This window comes from Micromonospora arborensis, assembly GCF_003205615.1.
Classification (GTDB): Bacteria; Actinomycetota; Actinomycetes; order Mycobacteriales; family Micromonosporaceae; genus Micromonospora; species Micromonospora arborensis.
In genome coordinates, this window is sequence record NZ_PYBV01000009.1 from 198,596 (window position 1) to 217,259 (window position 18,664).

Annotated in this window: 22 protein-coding genes, 1 tRNA gene and 1 pseudogene; 13 read left to right on the forward strand and 11 right to left on the reverse strand. The window is 69.2% G+C overall.

Annotated features, from left to right (window positions below):
* The first annotated feature begins 5 nt into the window (after positions 1-5).
* Positions 6-1,064, forward strand: coding sequence for a questin oxidase family protein (locus tag C7C45_RS07325; protein WP_110562873.1), 1,059 nt, complete (start codon positions 6-8; stop codon positions 1,062-1,064).
* A gap of 57 nt (positions 1,065-1,121) precedes the next feature.
* Positions 1,122-1,553 carry an ASCH domain-containing protein gene (locus C7C45_RS07330; RefSeq protein WP_110562874.1) on the forward strand — a complete coding sequence of 144 codons (432 nt, stop codon included), beginning with the start codon at positions 1,122-1,124 and terminating at the stop codon, positions 1,551-1,553.
* A gap of 31 nt (positions 1,554-1,584) precedes the next feature.
* Here C7C45_RS07330 and C7C45_RS07335 read toward each other — a convergent pair whose 3' ends face one another.
* Positions 1,585-2,466, reverse strand: a complete 882-nt coding sequence (locus C7C45_RS07335; protein ID WP_110562875.1) for an LLM class flavin-dependent oxidoreductase — start codon at positions 2,464-2,466, stop codon at positions 1,585-1,587.
* A 56-nt stretch (positions 2,467-2,522) separates the two neighbouring features.
* Between C7C45_RS07335 and C7C45_RS07340 the strand changes: the two genes are divergently transcribed.
* The 4 genes and pseudogenes from C7C45_RS07340 to C7C45_RS34840 form a co-directional block, all read left to right on the forward strand.
* Positions 2,523-2,717: a hypothetical protein gene (locus C7C45_RS07340; RefSeq protein ID WP_110562876.1), complete on the forward strand. Its 195-nt coding sequence runs from the start codon at positions 2,523-2,525 to the stop codon at positions 2,715-2,717.
* 153 nt (positions 2,718-2,870) lie between these two features.
* Positions 2,871-3,575 carry a dihydrofolate reductase family protein gene (locus tag C7C45_RS07345; RefSeq protein ID WP_110562877.1) on the forward strand — a complete coding sequence of 235 codons (705 nt, stop codon included), beginning with the start codon at positions 2,871-2,873 and terminating at the stop codon, positions 3,573-3,575.
* Between the two features lie 32 nt (positions 3,576-3,607).
* Positions 3,608-3,871 carry a hypothetical protein gene (locus C7C45_RS34835; RefSeq protein ID WP_244200272.1) on the forward strand — a complete coding sequence of 88 codons (264 nt, stop codon included), beginning with the start codon at positions 3,608-3,610 and terminating at the stop codon, positions 3,869-3,871.
* Between the two features lie 57 nt (positions 3,872-3,928).
* A pseudogene (locus tag C7C45_RS34840) lies at positions 3,929-4,252 on the forward strand (dihydrofolate reductase family protein); the annotation flags it as partial.
* Between the two features lie 19 nt (positions 4,253-4,271).
* Here the strand turns inward: C7C45_RS34840 and C7C45_RS07355 are convergent.
* Positions 4,272-4,613: a VOC family protein gene (locus C7C45_RS07355; protein ID WP_244200274.1), complete on the reverse strand. Its 342-nt coding sequence runs from the start codon at positions 4,611-4,613 to the stop codon at positions 4,272-4,274.
* A gap of 178 nt (positions 4,614-4,791) precedes the next feature.
* Here C7C45_RS07355 and C7C45_RS07360 point away from each other — a divergent pair, with 178 nt between their 5' ends.
* The 5 genes from C7C45_RS07360 to C7C45_RS07385 all read left to right on the forward strand — a co-directional run bounded on the left by C7C45_RS07360 (position 4,792) and on the right by C7C45_RS07385 (position 8,297).
* Positions 4,792-5,547, forward strand: coding sequence for a hypothetical protein (locus tag C7C45_RS07360; protein ID WP_110562879.1), 756 nt, complete (start codon positions 4,792-4,794; stop codon positions 5,545-5,547).
* Positions 5,544-5,930, forward strand: coding sequence for a transcriptional regulator (locus C7C45_RS07365; protein WP_110562880.1), 387 nt, complete (start codon positions 5,544-5,546; stop codon positions 5,928-5,930). Before C7C45_RS07360 ends, C7C45_RS07365 begins: the two co-directional genes overlap by 4 nt.
* Before the next feature lie 31 nt (positions 5,931-5,961).
* Positions 5,962-6,399, forward strand: a complete 438-nt coding sequence (locus tag C7C45_RS07370) for a GyrI-like domain-containing protein (RefSeq protein ID WP_146247286.1) — start codon at positions 5,962-5,964, stop codon at positions 6,397-6,399.
* A gap of 207 nt (positions 6,400-6,606) precedes the next feature.
* Entirely contained in the window at positions 6,607-7,551 is a 945-nt protein-coding gene (locus C7C45_RS07380; RefSeq protein ID WP_110562882.1) for an ATP-binding cassette domain-containing protein, read from the forward strand.
* Complete coding sequence (locus tag C7C45_RS07385) at positions 7,548-8,297, forward strand: ABC transporter permease (protein WP_110562883.1); 750 nt, start codon at positions 7,548-7,550, stop codon at positions 8,295-8,297. Before C7C45_RS07380 ends, C7C45_RS07385 begins: the two co-directional genes overlap by 4 nt.
* Here C7C45_RS07385 and C7C45_RS07390 read toward each other — a convergent pair.
* The 5 genes from C7C45_RS07390 to C7C45_RS07410 form a co-directional block, all read right to left on the reverse strand.
* Positions 8,281-11,418 (reverse strand): ATP-binding protein, encoded by a 3,138-nt coding sequence (locus C7C45_RS07390; RefSeq protein WP_110562940.1) that lies wholly within the window; start codon positions 11,416-11,418, stop codon positions 8,281-8,283. The two genes, C7C45_RS07385 and C7C45_RS07390, sit on opposite strands and share 17 nt — an antisense overlap.
* 151 nt (positions 11,419-11,569) lie before the next feature.
* Positions 11,570-12,151 carry a hypothetical protein gene (locus C7C45_RS07395; protein WP_244200275.1) on the reverse strand — a complete coding sequence of 194 codons (582 nt, stop codon included), beginning with the start codon at positions 12,149-12,151 and terminating at the stop codon, positions 11,570-11,572.
* Positions 12,152-12,271: 120 nt separating this feature from the next.
* Positions 12,272-12,748, reverse strand: coding sequence for a hypothetical protein (locus C7C45_RS07400; RefSeq protein ID WP_110562884.1), 477 nt, complete (start codon positions 12,746-12,748; stop codon positions 12,272-12,274).
* Position 12,749: 1 nt separating this feature from the next.
* Positions 12,750-13,106, reverse strand: coding sequence for a PadR family transcriptional regulator (locus C7C45_RS07405; RefSeq protein WP_110562885.1), 357 nt, complete (start codon positions 13,104-13,106; stop codon positions 12,750-12,752).
* 86 nt (positions 13,107-13,192) lie between these two features.
* Complete coding sequence (locus C7C45_RS07410; protein WP_110562886.1) at positions 13,193-14,170, reverse strand: hypothetical protein; 978 nt, start codon at positions 14,168-14,170, stop codon at positions 13,193-13,195.
* Positions 14,171-14,342: 172 nt separating this feature from the next.
* On the opposite strand from C7C45_RS07410, the gene C7C45_RS07415 reads away from it, so the two are divergent.
* Complete coding sequence (locus tag C7C45_RS07415) at positions 14,343-14,561, forward strand: hypothetical protein (protein ID WP_110562887.1); 219 nt, start codon at positions 14,343-14,345, stop codon at positions 14,559-14,561.
* A gap of 37 nt (positions 14,562-14,598) precedes the next feature.
* On the opposite strand, the gene C7C45_RS07420 is transcribed toward C7C45_RS07415, so the two are convergent.
* Positions 14,599-15,024, reverse strand: a complete 426-nt coding sequence (locus C7C45_RS07420) for an NUDIX domain-containing protein (protein ID WP_110562941.1) — start codon at positions 15,022-15,024, stop codon at positions 14,599-14,601.
* Between the two features lie 321 nt (positions 15,025-15,345).
* Complete coding sequence (locus C7C45_RS07425) at positions 15,346-15,639, reverse strand: DUF7336 domain-containing protein (RefSeq protein ID WP_110562888.1); 294 nt, start codon at positions 15,637-15,639, stop codon at positions 15,346-15,348.
* Positions 15,640-15,943: 304 nt separating this feature from the next.
* Here C7C45_RS07425 and C7C45_RS07430 point away from each other — a divergent pair, with 304 nt between their 5' ends.
* Positions 15,944-17,731: a carboxypeptidase regulatory-like domain-containing protein gene (locus C7C45_RS07430; RefSeq protein ID WP_167454675.1), complete on the forward strand. Its 1,788-nt coding sequence runs from the start codon at positions 15,944-15,946 to the stop codon at positions 17,729-17,731.
* A gap of 92 nt (positions 17,732-17,823) precedes the next feature.
* On the opposite strand, the gene C7C45_RS07435 is transcribed toward C7C45_RS07430, so the two are convergent.
* Both C7C45_RS07435 and C7C45_RS07440 read right to left on the reverse strand, forming a co-directional pair.
* Positions 17,824-17,897, reverse strand: a tRNA-Gly gene (locus C7C45_RS07435).
* A 139-nt stretch (positions 17,898-18,036) separates the two neighbouring features.
* Positions 18,037-18,594, reverse strand: coding sequence for a pyridoxamine 5'-phosphate oxidase family protein (locus C7C45_RS07440; RefSeq protein ID WP_110562890.1), 558 nt, complete (start codon positions 18,592-18,594; stop codon positions 18,037-18,039).
* Between the last annotated feature and the right edge of the window lie 70 nt (positions 18,595-18,664).

An 18,664-nucleotide genomic window follows, 5' to 3' on the forward strand; every position in this document is an offset into this window, starting at 1 on the left:
GACGGATGAGTGACGACATCCTCGACGAGGCGTACGAGCGACTGCACCGCACCGGCCCCGAATACCAGGGCTGGCTCTCCAACCACGGGCCAATGGCCGTCGAGGCGCTGGCCCGACACGGGCACGAGCGGCAGGTGCACCGCTGGCTCGACAGCTACCTCGGCCGGCTCGACGAGTTACCCCGAGGGCTGCACCCGATCGACGACTGGCGGGCAGCACTGGGCGATGCGAAGCGGGCCGGCGACTGGCTGGCGTACTTCGACCGGCAACTGCGCGAACGCCCGTGGCGCGACGTCCTCGGCACCTGGTGGCCCCGGCTGCTGCCGGGCATCGCCGCCGGCGCCACCCACGGAGTGATCCGAGTCGGGCACGCCGTACGCGCCCTCGACTCCGACGACGTGAACCAACAGCGGCGCACCGAGTTGGGCCAGGCCCTCGGCTACTGGGCGGCCCGCTGGCAGCCGGTCCCCGGCGTCGACCGTCTGCTCGACGGCACCTCCGCAGGCGAATCGGGCGGGCGGAGCGCCGGCGACCTCGACGTGGACGCCGCACTGGCCGGGCTGCCCCGGATCGACGAACAGACCGGGGGCATCCGCGATCGACTGGGCCGACTTCCGGGCGTACCCCGATGGGAGCCGGCGCTCGCGGCGTTGCGGCCCGCACGAACGCCGGCCGAGGCGGAGCGAGGGCTCACCGCGCTCGTGCACCGGGCCGGCCTCGATTACCTGCGCTTCGGGCACGTCGAACCGGTCATGCTGGTGCACGCGGTCACCGCGCCGACCGCGGTGCTGCGTACCCTGCCAGCACTTGACCAGGCGCTGTGGGCGCCGAGCCTCGCCGCGGCCTGGGCCGCGACGGCGGCCGTGACCTCGGTGTACGCCCCGGCCGACGGCCTCGCGCCACCGACCGTGACCGCCGCGACCCCGGCGGAGGTCTTCGCCCGCGCGGCCCGGCACGGCGACGCGCACGTGGTCAAGCTGGCCGATGCGGTGCTCGACGCGCACGCGGCCAGCGGCGACGACCGACTGCTGACGGCCGCCGGCTACGCCGGGCAGTTGATCTGAGCAGAGCCCGGCGTAATGCGGCGGCGGCGTGGACCACGCTGGCCTAGCCTCGGCAGGATGTGGCCTCGGATCGGTGAACTGCGCACCCTCGCCCTCGGCACCCCCGGCGAACTACGGGAAACCCTCAACACCCTGGTCCTCGCCGGTGTGAAGACCGCGACGGCCGGGCGGCTCGCCGAGTACGCGGAAGAGGGCGAGGAGTTGGAGCACGTCGGCGAACGGCTGGCCCTGGTCGACGACGACAACGCCCTGGCCGGCGTGGTGGAGATCACCGGGGTCGAGATCGTCCGCTTCGCCGACGTGCCGTGGGACTTCGCCCGCGCCGAGGGCGAGGGTGACCGCTCGATCGAGGAGTGGCGGGCCGGGCACTCGGCCTACTGGGCGCGGCTCGGCACCCCGGTCGACGGCGACACGCCGATCGTCTGCCTCCGCCTGCGGCTGGTCTCCGGCGGCGAGGGCGGTGTGGCCAGCGGCGACCTCGGCACCTGATCCGGTTGGCCCACTCTGCCGCGGCGCCGGTTCAGCCGCGCAGTTCCGGCAGCAACCGGGTCGCCACGTCCACCAGGATGGCCTCGTCGCCCGCGTACCAACTGCTGGCGCGCGGCCAGTGCGTCACCACGTCGGTGAAGCCGAGGTCGGCGGCCCGCCCGACCTGATCGGCGAAGAACTGCGCGCTGCTGAGCGAGAACACCGGCGCCGCGTCCAGTGAGAGGTAGCGGTCCAGCGTGGCCGGGTCGCGGCCAGCCTCGTCCAGCGTCCGGTCCATCCGTGCGGAAAGCGCCGACACGCTGTCCCACCAGCTCGCCAGGTCGTTGTCGTCACCGGTGCCGGTGGTCACCCAGCCCTGACCGAAGCGGGCCACCAGCCGCATCGACCGTGGCCCGTTGGCGGCCACCACGAACGGCACCCGGGGCTGCTGGACGCAGCCGGGGTTGTTGCGGGCGTCCACCGCGCTGAACCAGTCACCGCGCCAGGTGGTGCCGTCCTCCCGCAGAATCAGATCCAGCAATTCGGTGAACTCGGCGAACCGGTCGACGCGCTGACGCGGCGGGAGCGTCTCGCCGCCCAGCACGGCCGAGTCGAAGCCGATGCCGCCCGCGCCCAGGCCGAGCAGCAGGCGACCGTCCGAGACGTCGTCCACCGTGGTGATCTGCCGGGCGAACGCGGCCGGGTGCCGGAAGTTCGGCGACGCGACGAGGGTGCCCAACCGGATCCGGGACGTCACCGTGGCGGCGGCGGTCAGCGTGGCCATCGAGTCGAACCACGGGCCGTCCACCAGGTCCCGCCAGCCCAGGTGGTCGTAGGTCCAGGCATGGTCGAAGCCCCACTCGTCGACCTGCCGCCAGCGCCGCTGCGACTCCGCCCAACGCTGGTCCGGCAGGATCACGATGCCAATCCGCATGATCGCCAGCCTAGCCGGGGACACCACGGACGCCAGGCCTTCGCTACCGTTCCGCTGTGGACCTCCGTTCGCGGCGAGTCGACACGGTACGACGCCTCGGCACCGTGTCGCTGGCAGCTGGCTTCATGACCTGCCTGCTCACCAATTCGTCCGATTACGACGGGATCAGGCCACAGATCCTCGCCGCCTTCCTCATCCTGACCGGCATCGGTCTGCGGATCGAAGCGGCGATCCTCGAACGTACGCGGTAGCCGGGTAGGCCGAGGTGCGGAGCAACCTCGTCGCCAGCCCCGCTGAGGTGTGGCGCGCATCACACCTTCACCCGGTAGGGCCGTCGCGTTCGGGTCCGACCTCTCCCTGAGCAGGCACCGGTGGGTGCCGTCCGAGGAGAGGAACGACCTGAGATGACGAAGGTGACCGCGCAGCTGTCGGTGTCTGTGGACGGGTTCTACGCCGGCCCACAGTTCGACGGCGACGGCGACTGGATCGACTCCGCGGAGAGCGCCGGCTTCTTCCGGGTCACCCGCTGGGTGACCGAGGCGACGGCCTGGCGCGAGCGACAGGGCTTCACCGGCGGGGAACAGGACACCAACTCCGATGTGATCGCCGAAACGTTCGCCGCCGCCGGCGCGTACGTGATGGGACGCCGGATGGCCGACGGGGGTGAGGTGCCCTGGGGTGACGAGCCGCCGTTCCGCGCGCCGGTCTTCGTCGTCACACACCGCCCCCGCCAGCGCCTGCTGCGGCAGGGAGGCACCAGCTTCACCTACGTCACCGACGGCGTTGCCAGCGCCGTCGAGCAGGCGCGCGCCGCGGCCGGCGGCAAGAACGTCGCCGTGGCCGGGGGCGGCAGCCTGGTGCGGCAGGTCCTCAAGGCCGGCCTGCTCGACGAGTTGGAGCTGCACGTCGTACCGGTCGTGCTCGGCACCGGGCTCCGGCTGCTCGACGCGGACCTCGACCTCGGCGAGAAGGAGGCGGTCGAGCTGACGCCGACCCGGGTCATCCACACACCGCAGGTCACCCACATCCGGTACGCGGTGGGCGGTCGCGCACCGCTCGTGCTCGACGACCGGGGCCGCGGCGGCGGCCCGACGGTAACCGCGAACTGAAGCACGGCCCAGCGAAGGAAAGAGGAGACACCATGCCGCAACTGTTGCGGGTGCAGTGCTTCAACGTTTCGCGCGACGGGTTCGGCACCGGAGAGGGGCAGAGCCTGGAACGGCCCTTCGGCCACGCGGACCCCACCCCGCTGTTCTCCTGGCGTGCCGCCACCGCCAGCTTCGTGTATCGCACCGAGCCGGGCGGCACTCGCGGCCTGGACGACTACCTGACCCGCGACGCCGAGTGCAACATCGGCGCGGAGATCATGGGTCGCAACAAGTTCGGCCCCCAGCGTGGCCCCTGAACGGACCATGAGTGGCAGGGATGGTGGGGGGACAACCCGCCGTTCCACACGCCGGTCTTCGTGCTCACCCACCACGAACGGCCGTCGTTCACCCTGGCCGACACCACGTTCCACTTTCTCGACGCCAGCCCGGCCGAGGCGCTGGCCCGGGCGAAGCAGGCAGCCGCCGGTCGAGACGTACGCCTCGGAGGTGGGGTGGCGACCATCCGCGAGTTCATCGAGGCCGACCTGGTCGACACGATGCACATCGCCGTCGCGCCCGTCGACCTTGAGCGGGGCGAGCGTTTGTGGGACAGCCCCGACGAACTGCTCGACCGCTTCCACCTCGAATCGGTGCCCAGTCCCAGCGGAGTCACCCACCTCCTGTTCTGGAGACGATGACCGCGCACGGCACGGACGTCTAGAGCCGGGCCAGCACCAGCAACCGGTTGCCGTCGGGGTCGGTGACCCGGGCGGAGCGTTCACCCCAGGGCTGGTCGACAGGCTCCTCGGTGACTGTCGCCCCACCCGTGCGGAGCGCGCCCACGGCCGCGTCGCAGTCATCGGCGTAGACGCACAACTCCCAGCGGTGCGAGTCGGCCGGCTCGCCAGCCCCCGGGTTGGCGGCCAGGCCGAGTTCGCTGTTGCCCAGTCGGAGAGCGACGAACTCCGGGGCACCCTCGTCGGGGAACCGGTAGGTCAGCTCGAAGCCGACCACGTCCCGGTAGAACGCGATCAGTCGTGGCAGGTCAGGTGTCGTCACGATCGGAAAGGCTTCGAGGAACACGGGCCACCTCCAGGCCGGACCTTAGCCGGTGCCGAGGCCCCGCAGGAACCACCAGGGTCGATCCCCCGGGCTTTGTCGTCTCACTGAAACCCTTGCGCAGATTGATTTGCGATGCAAACCTATTGGTAGTGCAGCATCAATCCTGGAGGGCATCGTGTCGGAACGACCGAGCACCGCGCCGAACAGCAAGGACACACCCGGAGAGCTCCTGGCGTCGGTGGACGCGCTCCGACGGCGTACCCGGGTCGCCCGACACGCCTACTGGCTGCCGCTCGTGCTGTTCGGTCTCCTGATGGCGGTGGCCGCACCCCTCTACGTCGAGTCGGTCGAATCGCCCGCCCTGCGCGCCAACCAGGACAACCCCGCACTGACCGGCCTCGGTGGGGACTTCCTCGAGCGCTCGGCGGCCCTCGGCTGGTACTGGCTGGCAGCGCTCATCGGCGGCTACCTGCTCAGCCTCTACTGGTATCGGTGGCACGGCACGCGGGTGGGTGTGCAGACCCCGACCCGGGCGTACGTCATCGCCGGCATCGCGGGCACCCTGATCGGAATCGTGCTGCCGATCGCGCTGCGGTTCCTGTTGCTCAACACGGCGACGGTGGTTTCGAACGGGACCAGCTGGGCGACCATGCCGCTGTTGGGCATCTCCAATCGCGGCATGTTGCCGCACCTGGTCATCGCGGTGGGTCTGCTGGTCCTCGCCCGCCTGGAACGCAGTCGCGGCCTCACGGCCGTGGTCGTCTGCTACGTCGCCGCAGTCGTCCTCGTTAACATCTACTTCGAGACCACGGACTTCGCACCGGGGGACCTGAGCCGCTTCAGCTTCCTGCTGGCGGCCCTGCTGCCCGCACCGATCCTGCTGGTCGGCGGCACCATCGCCCTCGTCGCCAGGAACAGGAAAACGTCATGAGCAGCGCCGATGGCGCCAACGAAGCGGCCACCGGCCCTGGCAACGGTGGGCACCCGACGAACGGCCTCAGCGACACCGTCCATCAGCGCAACCGGCTCGGCATCCTCACCATCGCCGCGGAGGCCGAGCGGGTCGAGGTCGCCTACCTGCGCGACGCGCTCGAACTCACCGCCGGCAACCTCTCCCGACACCTCGCCGTCCTGGAGGAGGCCGACCTGATCCAGATCGAGAGGGGCTACCACGGTCGCCGGCCCAAGACCTGGATCAGGATCACCCAGCAGGGGCAGACCGCGTTGACCGCCGAGATCAACGCGCTGCGGGAACTCCTCCACCGTCACCAACGGTTGGGCAGCGCCTCGCGGCCGAACGGGCACGAGCAATGAGCTGTCGTACGGACGGGTTAGGTTGTCGTTCATGAATGCGTCGATGCCAGCACAGGACCCGACCCCTCGGCGCGTGGAGCGCCAGGAGACGCCCGTCCTGTTCCTCTCCACGGCCGACGAGCCGGATGCGATCACCGAGGCATGGGCCCGCCTGGAGGAGATCGTCGGGTCACTCCAGGGCCGGAAGTTCTTCGGGGTCTTCGGCCCGCCCGATGGGGCGTACCGCGTCTGCCTGCAGGTTCGGGGCGACGACGATGCCGCGTTGAGCGGGCTCCAGTCGGGGTCGATCCCCGGCGGCCACTACCTGTCGACGACCGTGCAGGGTGAGCCGCCTGAGATCTACTCGCACATCCCCACCCGATACGCAGAGCTCAACCAGGTGGCCGACCACGACACGACGCGTCCCAGCATCGAGTTCTACCGTCGGCGCGACGAGATCGACCTGTTGGTCCCGGTGAAGGCCCGATAGCAGCGGGCCTGCCTACTGCCCCCAGCGCTCGGCGGGTCGGCAGTCAGCTCCCGGTTCGCCGACGTCCTCCGCGAGCGTCCACGAGCCGGTCAACCGGAACACGTGGTTGTAGGCCACCCGGGCGTACCGGCCGAAGAGCCGGCCGTGTCAGTGGCCGTGTCAGGGCCGCGACAGGGCGGTGACAGGCCAGCCGCCGATGGTAGGTGCATGACGAGTTCAGCGATTGCAGTTTCCGGGCTGCGAAAGGCATACAAGGACAAGGTCGTGCTCGATGGCATCGACCTGGATGTCCCCGCGGGCACGATCTTCTCCCTGCTCGGCCCGAACGGGGCGGGCAAGACGACGACGGTGAACGTGCTGACCACGTTGGTGAAGGCCGACGGTGGGACCGTACGCATCGCCGGACACGATGCCGCCACCCAGGCCAAGGCGGTACGCGCGGCAATCGGGGTCACTGGTCAGTTCGCGGCCGTGGACGAGCTGCTGACCGGTCGGGAGAACCTGCAGCTGATGGTGGACCTGAGCCAGGTGCCCGCCAAGGACGGCAGGCGGGTCGTCGCGGAGTTGCTGGAGCGGTTCGATCTGACGGAGTCGGCGCAGAAGCCGGTGTCGACCTATTCCGGCGGTATGCGCCGCAAGCTGGACCTGGCGATGACGCTCGTCGGCGACCCGCGGATCATCTTCCTCGACGAGCCGACGACGGGCCTGGATCCGCGCAGCCGCCGCACGATGTGGTCGATCATCCGGGACCTGGTGGCCGACGGTGTGACGATCTTCCTCACCACCCAGTACCTCGAGGAAGCCGACCAACTCGCCGACCGGATCGCCGTACTCGACCAGGGGCGCGTCGTCGCCCAGGGCACGCCCGACGAGCTCAAGCGCCAGATCCCCGGCACCCACGTCCGGCTCCAGTTCACCACCGTCGCCGAACTCGACGCCGCAGCCCGGGTGCTCAGCGACTCCACCCGAGACGACGAGGCACTGGCCCTGCGCGTTCCCAGTGACGGCGGGACCGCCTCTCTGCGTGCCCTGCTGGACCGGCTCGACGAGTACGCGATCACCGCCGAAGGGTTCTCCGTGCAAACGCCGGACCTCGATGACGTCTTCCTCGCCCTGACGGGCACCCGCACCCCGGAGGTTTCCGCGAAATGAGCGCCAAGTCCCACTCGATCGTCATGCTGCGTCGCAACTTCAAGCACATCGCCCGGAACCCGACCTCGGTGTTCAACGCGGTCCTGATGCCGATCGTGATCATGTTGATGTTCGTGTACATGTTCGGCGACGCCTTCAACGTCGGTGTCGACTACATCGACTACGCCACTCCGGGCCTGATGCTGTTGGCGGTCTGCTACGGGCTGGGGGCCACCGCGACGGCGGTGAACTCCGACATGACGAAGGGCATCATCAACCGGTTCAAAGTCATGCACGTCTCCCGAGGTGCGGTGCTGACCGGTCACGTCGTCGCCAGCGTACTGACCAACCTGGTCGCCATCGCGGCCCTGGTCGGGGTGGCCTTCCTGCTCGGATTCAGCCCGTCGGCGAGTCTCCTCGGCTGGCTCGGCGCGATCGGCCTCATCGTGCTGCTCGGTGTCGCCGCCGGCTGGCTCACGGTCGCCCTGGGGCTTTCGGCGAAGTCTCCGGAGACGGCGGGCCTGGCCTCCGTACCCCTGGTCATGCTGCCGTTCTTCAGCAGCGCGATCGTGCCGGCCGACAAGATGGGCCCCGGGCTCCGGGAGTTCGCGGAATACCAGCCCTTCACGCCGATCATCGAGACCCTGCGCGGGCTCCTCGCCGGCACGCCGTCCTCCAGCGACGCGATCACCGCCATCGCCTGGTGCGTCGGCATCGCCCTCGTCGGCTACCTGTGGGCGCGGTCCACGTTCACGAAGCGAGCGTGACCGCGACCAGCTCACCCCAGCTCGTCCGAGTGCCTTCCAGCGCCGCCTCCGCGAATCTCACTTCGCCGAGGCGGCGCCGCACTGTCCCCTCGATCCGGGCGACATCCGGCTGGGAATGATCCTGCCGTCCGCGCACGGCGGTGCTCGCGGCGAGCAGTCGCGCGGCCTGCTCGTACTGGTCACGGCGGAGCGCCAGGTCCGCGACTCCGACGAGTACCTGCGCGATCGACGGTGCGTGCCCCAACTCGGCTGCGGCCGTGCAGGCCGAGGAGTGGTGGCTGCGCGCCTCGTCGAGATCCTCGGCGACATACCCGAGCAGGTCGTGTGTCATCACGCGGATGTGCGCCTGCTTCGCCTCGTCGCGCAGCAGGGTCGTCACGACACCGACCTGCCGGGCCACCTCGTCGGCGTCGCCACGCCAGCGAGCGAGTTCCGCCTGCGACAGGGCCAGCACGGCCAGCGCACCCGGCCACGTGACCCGTTCCGCGGATCGCCGCGCTGCGGCGACGGCAGCCGCGCTGGACTCCTCATCACCCAGCAGCCAGTACAGCTGAGCCTGCCGCGACCGCATCCGGATGATGTCCTCGACGGTGCCAACTTCGGTGACGACCGCGATCGCCTCTTCGTAGTGCTCGCACGCACCGGCGAAGTCACCGCGTCCGGCAATCAACTCCGCCAACTCGCTGAGGGCGAAGGAGATCCCGAACCGTTCACCGAGCACCCGGAACTCGGCGAGCGCCGACTCGAGGTTCGCGTCCACGTCCCGGCCGTCCTGACCGAGGATGATCCGCATCTTGCCGAGCTGCAGCCGGGCCAGTGCGCGTACCCAGGGATCCTGCTCGTCCAGCAGCGGTTCCCACGCGGAAAGGACCGCGCCCGGGTCCTGCAACATGCCTTCCAACGGGACGACGAGCGCCGTCCCCGGGTGCCCGGAGTGACTGCGCTGGCTGAACTCGTACGCCCTGTGGATCCACTCCGCCGCCTGGCGCTCGTCGCCCGGCCCCGAGTTCAGGAAGAGCACGACGAGCGCGTACACCGTGGCCCGGATCTCGTCGGTCACCTCTCCGGGCGTCTCGGTGGCCGCCGTGATCAGCTCCATGCCCTCGGTCCGGTGGCCGCCGAGCCACCAGTACCAGCCGGCACCCGCGGCCAGCCGCATCGCCGCGTGCGCGTCGCCGGCCGCGAGCGCACCGCGCATCGCGGAGCCGATGTTGTCGTGCTCGACTTCGAGAATGGCGAGCCAGGTCACCTGTTCCGCGCGGCGAAGCTGCGGCTCGGCGGTCTCGGTGAGTTCGGTGAAGTACGCCAGATGCGCGTGGCGTGCCAGGTCCGATTCCCCCGCCTCGGCGAGCCGCTGCGCCGCGTACTCCTTGATCGTGCCGAGCATCCGGTAGCGCGGGGCCTCGTCGCCCTCGGCGACCAGCAGTGACTTCTCGGCCAGCGCGGTGACCAACTCGAGCACGTCCTCCTGGTCGACCTCGTGGCCGGCGCAGACCCGTTCGGCCGCTTCCAGGCTCACCCCGCCGGAAAACACCGAGAGCCTACGCAGGACCGCTCGTTCGGCGTCGGTCAGCAACTCCCAGCTCCAGTCGACCACCGCGCGCAGCGTCCGGTGCCGGGCCAACGCGGTACGGCTGCCGCCGGTCAGGAGGCGGAACCGGTCGTCGAGCCGCCTGGCGAGCTGGTCGACGGACATGGTGCGCAACCTGGCCGCGGCCAGCTCGATCGCCAGCGGCATCCCGTCCAGCGCCCGACAGACCCGCGCCATCGTCGCCAACGTGTGCGCGTCGACCGCCAGATCCCTACGCACCGCGCCCGCCCGGTCCAGCAGCAACCGGACGGCGGGAGAGGATTCGATCTCGTCAGGGCCGGCGTCGACGTCCGGCAAGGCCAGCGGCACGACCGGCCACAGCGCCTCACCGGTGATGCCGAGCGGTTCCCTGCTCGTCGCCAGGATCCGCAGCCGCCGGCACTCCCCGAGAAGTCGATGGGCGACCGCCGCCGCCGACTCGATCACGTGCTCGCAGTTGTCCAGAATCAGTAGCGTCTCCCGTTCGCGGATCGCGGAGACGAGCCGGTCGATCAACTCCATGCTCGGTGCCTCGCCGAGCAGAGCGTCCCGAAGCCCGAGCCCGGCGAGGGTCGCCTGCACCACGTCACCGTCGGCGCCGATGGCGGCGAGCTCCACGAGCCAGGCGCCGTCCGGCAGGTCGTCGAGCATCCTGCGCGCGGTCTCCGTGGCCAGCCGGGTCTTTCCCGAGCCGCCCGGCCCGATCAGGGTCGTGAGCCGGTGTTCGGCGACGAGCGCGCCGACCTCGGCGACAGCTTCGTCCTTGCCGACGAAGCTGCTCAGCTCGGCTCGCAGGTTGGTCTTCCGGTTCTCCTCCCGCCGTCCCAACTCACCCCGCAGCAGCGCGACGTGCAACGCCGAGAGCTCCGGCGAGGGGTCGACGCCCAGCGCGTCGGCCAGGGCCTCGCTGGTGCGCTGGTAGACGAGCAGCGCCTCGTTGTCCCGACCGCTCGCGGCGAGGGCACGCATCAACGCGATGACAAGCCGTTCCCGCACCGGGTGTGCGGCCACCAGGTCGGTCAACTCCGCGACCAGCTCCGGACCCTGGCCGAGACTGACCTCGACGTCGAAGCGATCTTCCAGGGCGGACAGGCGCAGCCTCTCCAGCCGGGTGACGACCGCGTCGAACGCCGCGCTGTCGGCCAGACCGACGTCCTGCATGGCCGTACCGCGCCACAGGGCGAGGGCCTCGCGCAACCGCCGAATCCGCTGCGTGCCCTCGTCATCGCGCGCCTGGGCGACGAGGCGTTCGAACCGTACGGCGTCGACGACGCCGGGTTCCACCGTCAACCGGTAGCCGTCCGTCTGCCCCTCGATCGACCCTTCCGGCAGCACCTTCCGCAGCCGGGAAACCAGGCGGTGCAAGGAGTTCGCCGCATCGGAGGGCGGTTGTTCGCCCCAGATCCAGTCGACCAGAGTCGCCTTCGAGACCACCTGTCCCGGGTTGAGCGCGAGGGCGGTCAACAGTCCGCGCAAACGCGCACCCGGCACGTCGGTCAAGGCGCCGTCGTCCGTGCGAACCTCGAATGGACCAAGCATCCTGACCTGCACCTGGCACATCTTGCCATGGGCGTGAGAAAGATCCGCATTGCCGATCAGCTGGCTGTGGCGTACACGTGGCCGTGGAATGTCGAAGCCTCCGAGTGCCGCCAACAGGGTGCCGAGCACCGTGGCGAATCCGGTGGACCTGCACCCGAAGCAGTCACGGCATAACGTCGTCCGTCGAGTGCGCCTCGCTACCGGTACTGACCCCTACATCGGGCACGCCCCGGAAACTTGTCCTCACCCATGTGATGATCGCCAATAGCACCAGCAGCATCGCGCCCCCAGCACCGATGAGGACTGCGTACGGTGCGGCGGCGTCCGTCGCGCTGATCCAGCTCGGCACCCCGGCGTCGTGGACGATGCCCAGTCGCTTTGGATCGCTGCCGTCGTTCGGCGCGGCCAGCGCCCCGACGACGCCGTACGCGGCGAGCAACCCGCAGACCGGCCCGATGATTCCGGGCGACCGCGATCCGGCGACGCGTGCCCGTCGTGCCGCGATCCACAAGATCGGCACCAGCACCGCCGTCACACCCAACCGCAGGTAGGCGAAGGCTCCCTCCAGCAGGTAGGCGGTCGCTCCGTTCATGCTGCTGCCGTAGTTGAACAGCTCTTTGAAGTGGAGCAGATCCCAGACTGTCGCGGCTGCGTTGATCAGCAGTCCGGCGCTGAGCACCGCGATCGGGATCGGCATCCAGGTGAGCTGCTGTCGATGTCGAGGCAACGCGGCGCCGAAGGTCACGGCGGCCAACGTACAAGACAGTTGTGCGTGAATGGTGATGCTGGCGTAAAGGTGCCGGGTACGTCGTCGGTGACGTGGAGAAACCGACTGCCCAAGACGGGCGACAGGGCCGATACGGCGTCAGCCGGCCAGGTCGTCGCCTGCGCTGTGCCTGCGACGATCGCTCGCGCCTTGCAGGATGGCCGCGACGGCGGCGGCCACCACCGAGAGAAGCGTCAGCAGCAAGGCCGGCGCCACGACACCTGTGATGTCTTCGCCGGTGCCGCGCGCCAGCACCATGACCGTGGCGATCCCCGCCACCAACAAGCCACCGATGGCCAGCGCGAGGTACTTGACGATCCTGAAGACGTTTGTTGCTTTCCTGGCCATAGTCCACCTCGCAAGGTCCGTCGCGCGCTCCCGGATGATGCCCGCGAAAGTTTCGGTGAAGATCCAGAGGATGAAGGCGCCATGTCCACGGCCCTCGGTTCCGGCCCGTTCACGGCAGAGGTCGGTGAACGTCTGCTCCATGCTGTCGGCGAAGCGTTCGCGGTACGGCCTCGGATAGAGACCGAGCAGCCTTCGGTACCAGCGCCGATATCGCGTCTGTCCGTCCATGTCAGGCACCCATTGCCTTGGGTATGAGGGATCGCTCGTGGGCGACCGCGACGACCTGGCGGTATCGCTGCAACTCCGCTGCGAGGGTCTGTTGGCCGAGCGCGGTGATGCCGTAGTAGACGCGGCGCTCATCGTCCAGGTTCGGGTCGATCTTCTTGTCGCTCTCGCGGATCAAGCCCGCTTCGGTCATCCGGCGGATCGAGCCATAAAGCGTTCCTGGCCCCATCCTGACTTTTCCCTCGGAGTCGGACTCGACCTGTTTCATGATCCCGTAGCCATGGCGTTCCTGGGTCGAGAGCACGAGCAGGATGTGAAGCACCGCAGGGGTGAGGGGCCCGTCGGTTCTGGTGCTCGCCATGAGTCGAAACTATATCCGCGACGGATATACTTCAAGCGAAAACGCCGGTTCTCGCGGTACAGATGCACCGAGGCTTCGAGGCGCGGTCAGCCAGTCTCTCGGACCAGGCGGTACAGGTCCCGGCGCAATGCCGGCCATTCGTCGACGACAGCATGCCGCGCGGCTCCCATCGCATCGACCGCAGCCACCCCATTGCCGATCGCCGCGTAAAGGGCGTGGACAGCAGACGAACAGGCACGCACGTCGGCACCATGCGCCTTGAGGTAGACGATCCTCGACCGGGCATCCTCGTCCAGGGTCAGGCCTCGCTCGACGGCCTCCACCGCCCGCCTCACCAGATCGTCATCGCTGAACCTGAATCGCTTCGTCACGGCTCGCAAGGCAAGCGCCAGTGCCGCCCGCCGCACCGGCTCCGACGCGGCCCGCAGTCGCGCGTCAAGATCGGGCTCGTAGTGACCGAAGTTCGATGGCGGCCTAGGGTCAGAGGGAAACGAGCCAAGCCGCACCGTCACCCACGGCCCGGCTTCCGGGTCGGCCCCCTCGTCGCTCATCCACTCGGCCGGCAGCCGCACGCCGGTCCGCCGCTCGACAAACGCCATTACCGCAGGTGTCACGTACTCCGTCCCCTGCGCGGCGCGCACGTCCTCCAGATCGTCGGCGAAGACGGACGGGTCATCGCCATGCCCCCGGTCAGGATCGTTCATGTCCATCCAGGCAAGCACCTTGCCGTACACCGCGTAGGTGACCCCGCCGTTGCCGTTGATGGTCCAGTCGACCGTGTGCACCCGCATGCCGTCACTGAGCCAGCGCAAGACTTCAGGCCGGCTCAGCGCACAGCCGTCGTCCTGGAACACCACCACATTCGGGCCAATCTGAGCCAGGTCGGCGAGTTCGCCGGGGTTGTTGTCACCCGGCTCGACACGCCTGGCCCGCAAGCGCTTGATTACTCCGTCGATAGTGGCCTCGGCACTGGCCGGCTGAACAACCGCCCAGCTCAGCCCTTCGGCGAGCCAGTCCCGATCGGCCAGGAAATCGTCGTAGTAGCGCACCGGGTCCGACACCATCGAAAAACAGTACGACGATCACCGCCCCCGGTGGTGTCCCAGCTATAGGCCATCTCCACGGAGGTGAACGACACCCCGGAGGTGCCCGTCTTCACCGCCGAGAGCAGGCAGCCGAGCTGGCGCGGGCCTTTCGATACGAGGAGAGCCCTGCCTTGAGCCGTAGGGTCTTCTCGTGGTTGACACCGATGAGGCAGTCCAGATAGCGACCCGATTCCTGGCCGGTCGCCACGCGGAGCTTCCGGATCAGCGCGAACTGCCAAGCGTGCAAGAGGTGACGGTCGAGCAGGTGGCAACCCCGACCGGCGAGCGGCGTTGCCACATCGTGAGCTTCGGATGGCCCGTCCGGGTAGCTGTCGACGAGGAAACGGGCGACGCGGACATGCTGCGGTAAAGGGCGGATCTGCCGATGACGCCGTGCTCGGCCATGATCAGGCCCGGTGCTCGGCAAGCACCCTGTTGAACATCGCAAGGTAGCTGTCGTGAGCCAAGGACAAGTCTCCGAGTGCGTCTTCCGTGAACCACGCGACGGCATCGTGTTCGTCTGGCGCAACGTTGACCGGGGACCCCGTCCACGCTTCGATCAGCCAGATTTGCATGTCGAACGTGTCGGTGTGAACTTCTCGCAGGGGCGGACCCAACGGCGCCGCGACGTCGATGCCCAATTCCTCTCGGAGCTCTCGAGCAAGTGCCCGGCCGGGAAGTTCGCCGGGCTCCACGTGGCCACCGGGCAGATCCCAAACGTCGGGGTACCAACGGCGCTGGGGAGATCGGTGACAAAGCAGTAGCCGGTTGCCGTCCCGCAGTAACGCCGCGACGATGCGGGCCTTGGGAGAGTCGTCCACAGATATTGACACCGGCGTATTCTGCCACCCCTCGTGAGCCGACACTGTGCCGTGCCGAACGGCGGCCGCACTGCTCGACGAAATCGAGGCACCCCGCCACCACCGCGCCGCCGTGACTGTCCGGGGGGGTGTGATGCTCGAGCCGCCAACGCAGGGCCAGCCTGAGTTACCAGATCTGCGCTCGCTCGTCGACGAACCGGGGCGGCTCGCCAAGGAAACAGCCGACCGGGACGGGCCCGTGCGCGATGTCGACCCCTGCCTCTGCACTGTCAGCCCCGGACACCACCGTGGCCCGTGGTCGGCCCGGCTTGCGCTCCGCGATGAACCTGCCCTTCAGTCGGCCTGACCGTCGGCGGCGATGGAAACGAAACCGTCGTTCCACTGGTCCTCGTCGAGGCTGTAGCGGTTGAGGTAGAAGCAGTCGGGCTCGTCGCGGAAGCCAGGCAACTTCCTGGCTCGCTGTATCCGTTCCTCCGCTCGTGCCTCCGACGAGTACACCCCCAGAATCTTGAGATCGTCGCCGTCTTCCTCGTCCCAGACCAGCTCGCAGGCTTCGTCCCGGTGCGTTGTCGGTCGCCCGTCGAGCCACCGGGCGTGGCGGACGTGCCAGAGCAGGAAGACCTCCATGCGGGCGCACGCTACCCGCCACCGCGCTGTCTGCTGGGGGGCCGCGTGACCGATCCGCGACACGGGCGCGCCGCCCGAGACAACGAAGCCGTACGCATGAAGACGCTCCTCGCACCCCGGTGCGACGTCACAGGACCGGCAACGGTCCCACCCGGGTGACCAGCCGGCGGATGGCCTCCCCGCCGTCCGGGGGAGCAGCCGGCGACGCCGGCCACTGATACGGTCCTGGCACCAGCCATGGAGCGTGATGTATCCGACCGGAAAGTCGGGTCCTGCGTGGACTCCTGGCAGAAACGGGGACAACATGAATAGCAGGGTGCTGCGCGCACTAGGCGCCGCAGCGATGGCCGGGCTGATGGCCGTCATGGGCCTCACCGGGCCGGCGCAAGCGGCGGAGGCCGCCGGGCTGGACGGCACGATCACCAACAAGTTGACTGGCGAGCCCGTCGCCGGTGCGGGGATCGTGATCCAGCAGCAGGACGGTTCCAACTGGAACTTCACCAACAGCGACACCGACGGGCGCTTCGCCTTCCCGGACACGCCGGCCGGCGAGTACACCGTCCAGGTCAACGCGAACGGTTACGTCGAGGAGTACCTCTACGGCCACCAGAACAGCTGGGAGGCCGACCTGATCACGGTCCCGGCCACCCTCCAGATCCCGCTGATGCCCATCCAGTACGGCGACGTCGCTGGCCGGGTGGTGGACCAGAAGGGTGCGGGCATCGCCCACGTCGGGGTCCAACTGCGACGCGGCGCCAACTGGGTGGCCGACACGGTGACCAACAACCAGGGGCGGTACCGCTTCGAGCGGATCGAGACCACCTCCAACTACACGGCACAGTTCACCTTCCCGAGCGGCCAGGTGCTCTTCAACGGCGGAGTCGAGTCCGAGTACGACGCTCCCCCCTTCACCGTGACGGCGAACAAGACGACCACCGTCAACCTCACCCGGCCCCCGGTCGGGAACCTCATGGTCCGCGCGGTCGACAAGAAGACCGGCGCCGCGATCGCCGGCTACTGCTGGTACCCGCAGGACGGCCCGTTCTCGTTCCACACCACCTGCACCGACGAACTGGGCCGGGCCCGGTTCCAGGACATGCCGGTCGGCACCTACCGCGGCGGCGGCTACGACCCCAACAAGGTCTACGTCAACGGCCTGTTCGGCCCGGTGACCGTGACCGAGAACGAGACGACCCGGGCGACCGTCAAGCTGGAGAAGTCGGTAAGCCTGCACGTCGACCTCGTCGACGCGGCCACCGGCGACCCGGTCAACGGCGCCTGCGTCACCCTGGCCGACCCGGTGTACACCGACGTCGGCCAGAACGGCAGATGCGGTTCCGAGGTGGACTACGACAACCTGTTCGCCGAGGAGCATTTCCGGCTCTTCGTCGCTCCGTACGACGAGGAGCACGGGGCACAGTGGGTCTCGAAGACCGGTGGCGGCACGGGCGACCCGGCGAAGGCCAAGGTCTTCAAGCCGGTGCCGGGCGAGCGCATCCGGGTGACCGTCAAGCTGGACGGCGCCGGCAGCGTGACCGGCGTCGTGCGGGACGCCGCGACGGGAACCGCCGTGCGCGACGTCTGCCCGACCCCGACCGGGCCGGCCTTTTCCTACACCGAGGGTCCCAACGCCAACTGCACCTACGACGGCGGTCAGTACACGATCCGCAACCTCGGCCCGTACCAGTGGAAGCTGGCCTTCCCGGCGTACGACGGCCAGCACGCCTGGGCATGGTCGGGCAACGCGGTGAGCCGAGCGTCCGCGACGCCGGTGCAGGTGGTGGCCGGCGAAACCGTCACGCTGGATGCGGCGCTGCCGGCCACGGGCACGATCAGCGGCACCGTCACCGTGCCTGACGGCACCTGCCTGACGTGCGTGGGCATCACCGCTGTCGACGCGACGACCGGCGACTGGGCAGGCATCCAGCCGTCGGTCCGCTCGGACGGCACGTTCACCATGAAGGGCCTCAACACGCAGGACGTGCGGCTCCTCTACAGCGTGGGCGACGGCCGGGTGGCGTACCCGAACCTCATCCACACCACCGCGGGTAAGGCCGTCACCGGCATCACGATCACCGTGCCGGCGGCGTAGCGCCGGAGAGGCAGCGGGCACGACAAACGCAAGAAGCGATAGCGACGACTGAGGCCCCAGCCAGGAAACCGATCCTGGCTGGGGCCTCAGGGTGGAGCGGGTGACGGGAATCGAACCCGCACTGTCAGCTTGGGAAGCTGATGTTCTGCCATTGAACTACACCCGCAAGCGGCACCACTGTACCCGAGTCGCCCGGCATGTGCACCCAGGCACCCCCGCGTGGTGCTGCTCTCGCGCGTACACCCGGTGCCGGCCCCGTCACGACGGGGTCGGCACCGGCGCCTCGGACCAGGACCCGACCGAGGTCAGGCGGCCGTGCACTGGACGTCGCGGCTGAGCCGGGTAGGGCGCGTCTGCGGTACGGCGAGCGGCGCGGCCGCCGCCGACGGGGCGTGCGGGTCGAGCCAGACCCGGACAGCCGGCCGGCCCGGGCTGAGGCCCGGAATGCCGGCGATGTGCTGCTCACGGCGGGTCAGCATCGCCACGTCGACGGTGAACTCGAACAGTTGCCAGTCGACCTGCGGCTCGGCGCGGGCGCCCTGCGCCAACCGGGCCACCCGCGCCGGATCGGTGACCGGGCGGGCACGACCCGCCACGTACGCCTCGTCGTCGCTCTCTTCCGGCGGGAACGAGTGGAGCGCGTAACGGCCGTCGCGTTCGAGGTCACGGCGTTTCGGAGAGTCGATGATGAAGCAGAACAGGCCCTCGTCGGTGATGACCGGCGAGACCGGATGGACCCGGGGCCCGCCGTCGGCGCGGACCGTGGCCAGGTAGCCGAAGCCCGGCCCGTACTGCTGGAGGAGAACGCGGATCCCGTCGGCGAGTCGGGGCTCGTCGGCGGCGAATTCGGACCAGGAAGCCATGTGGACATTCTATCGAACAAATGTACGAGCAGCGACCTCGACGCGCTGGTCACTGCCACCGAATCCGATG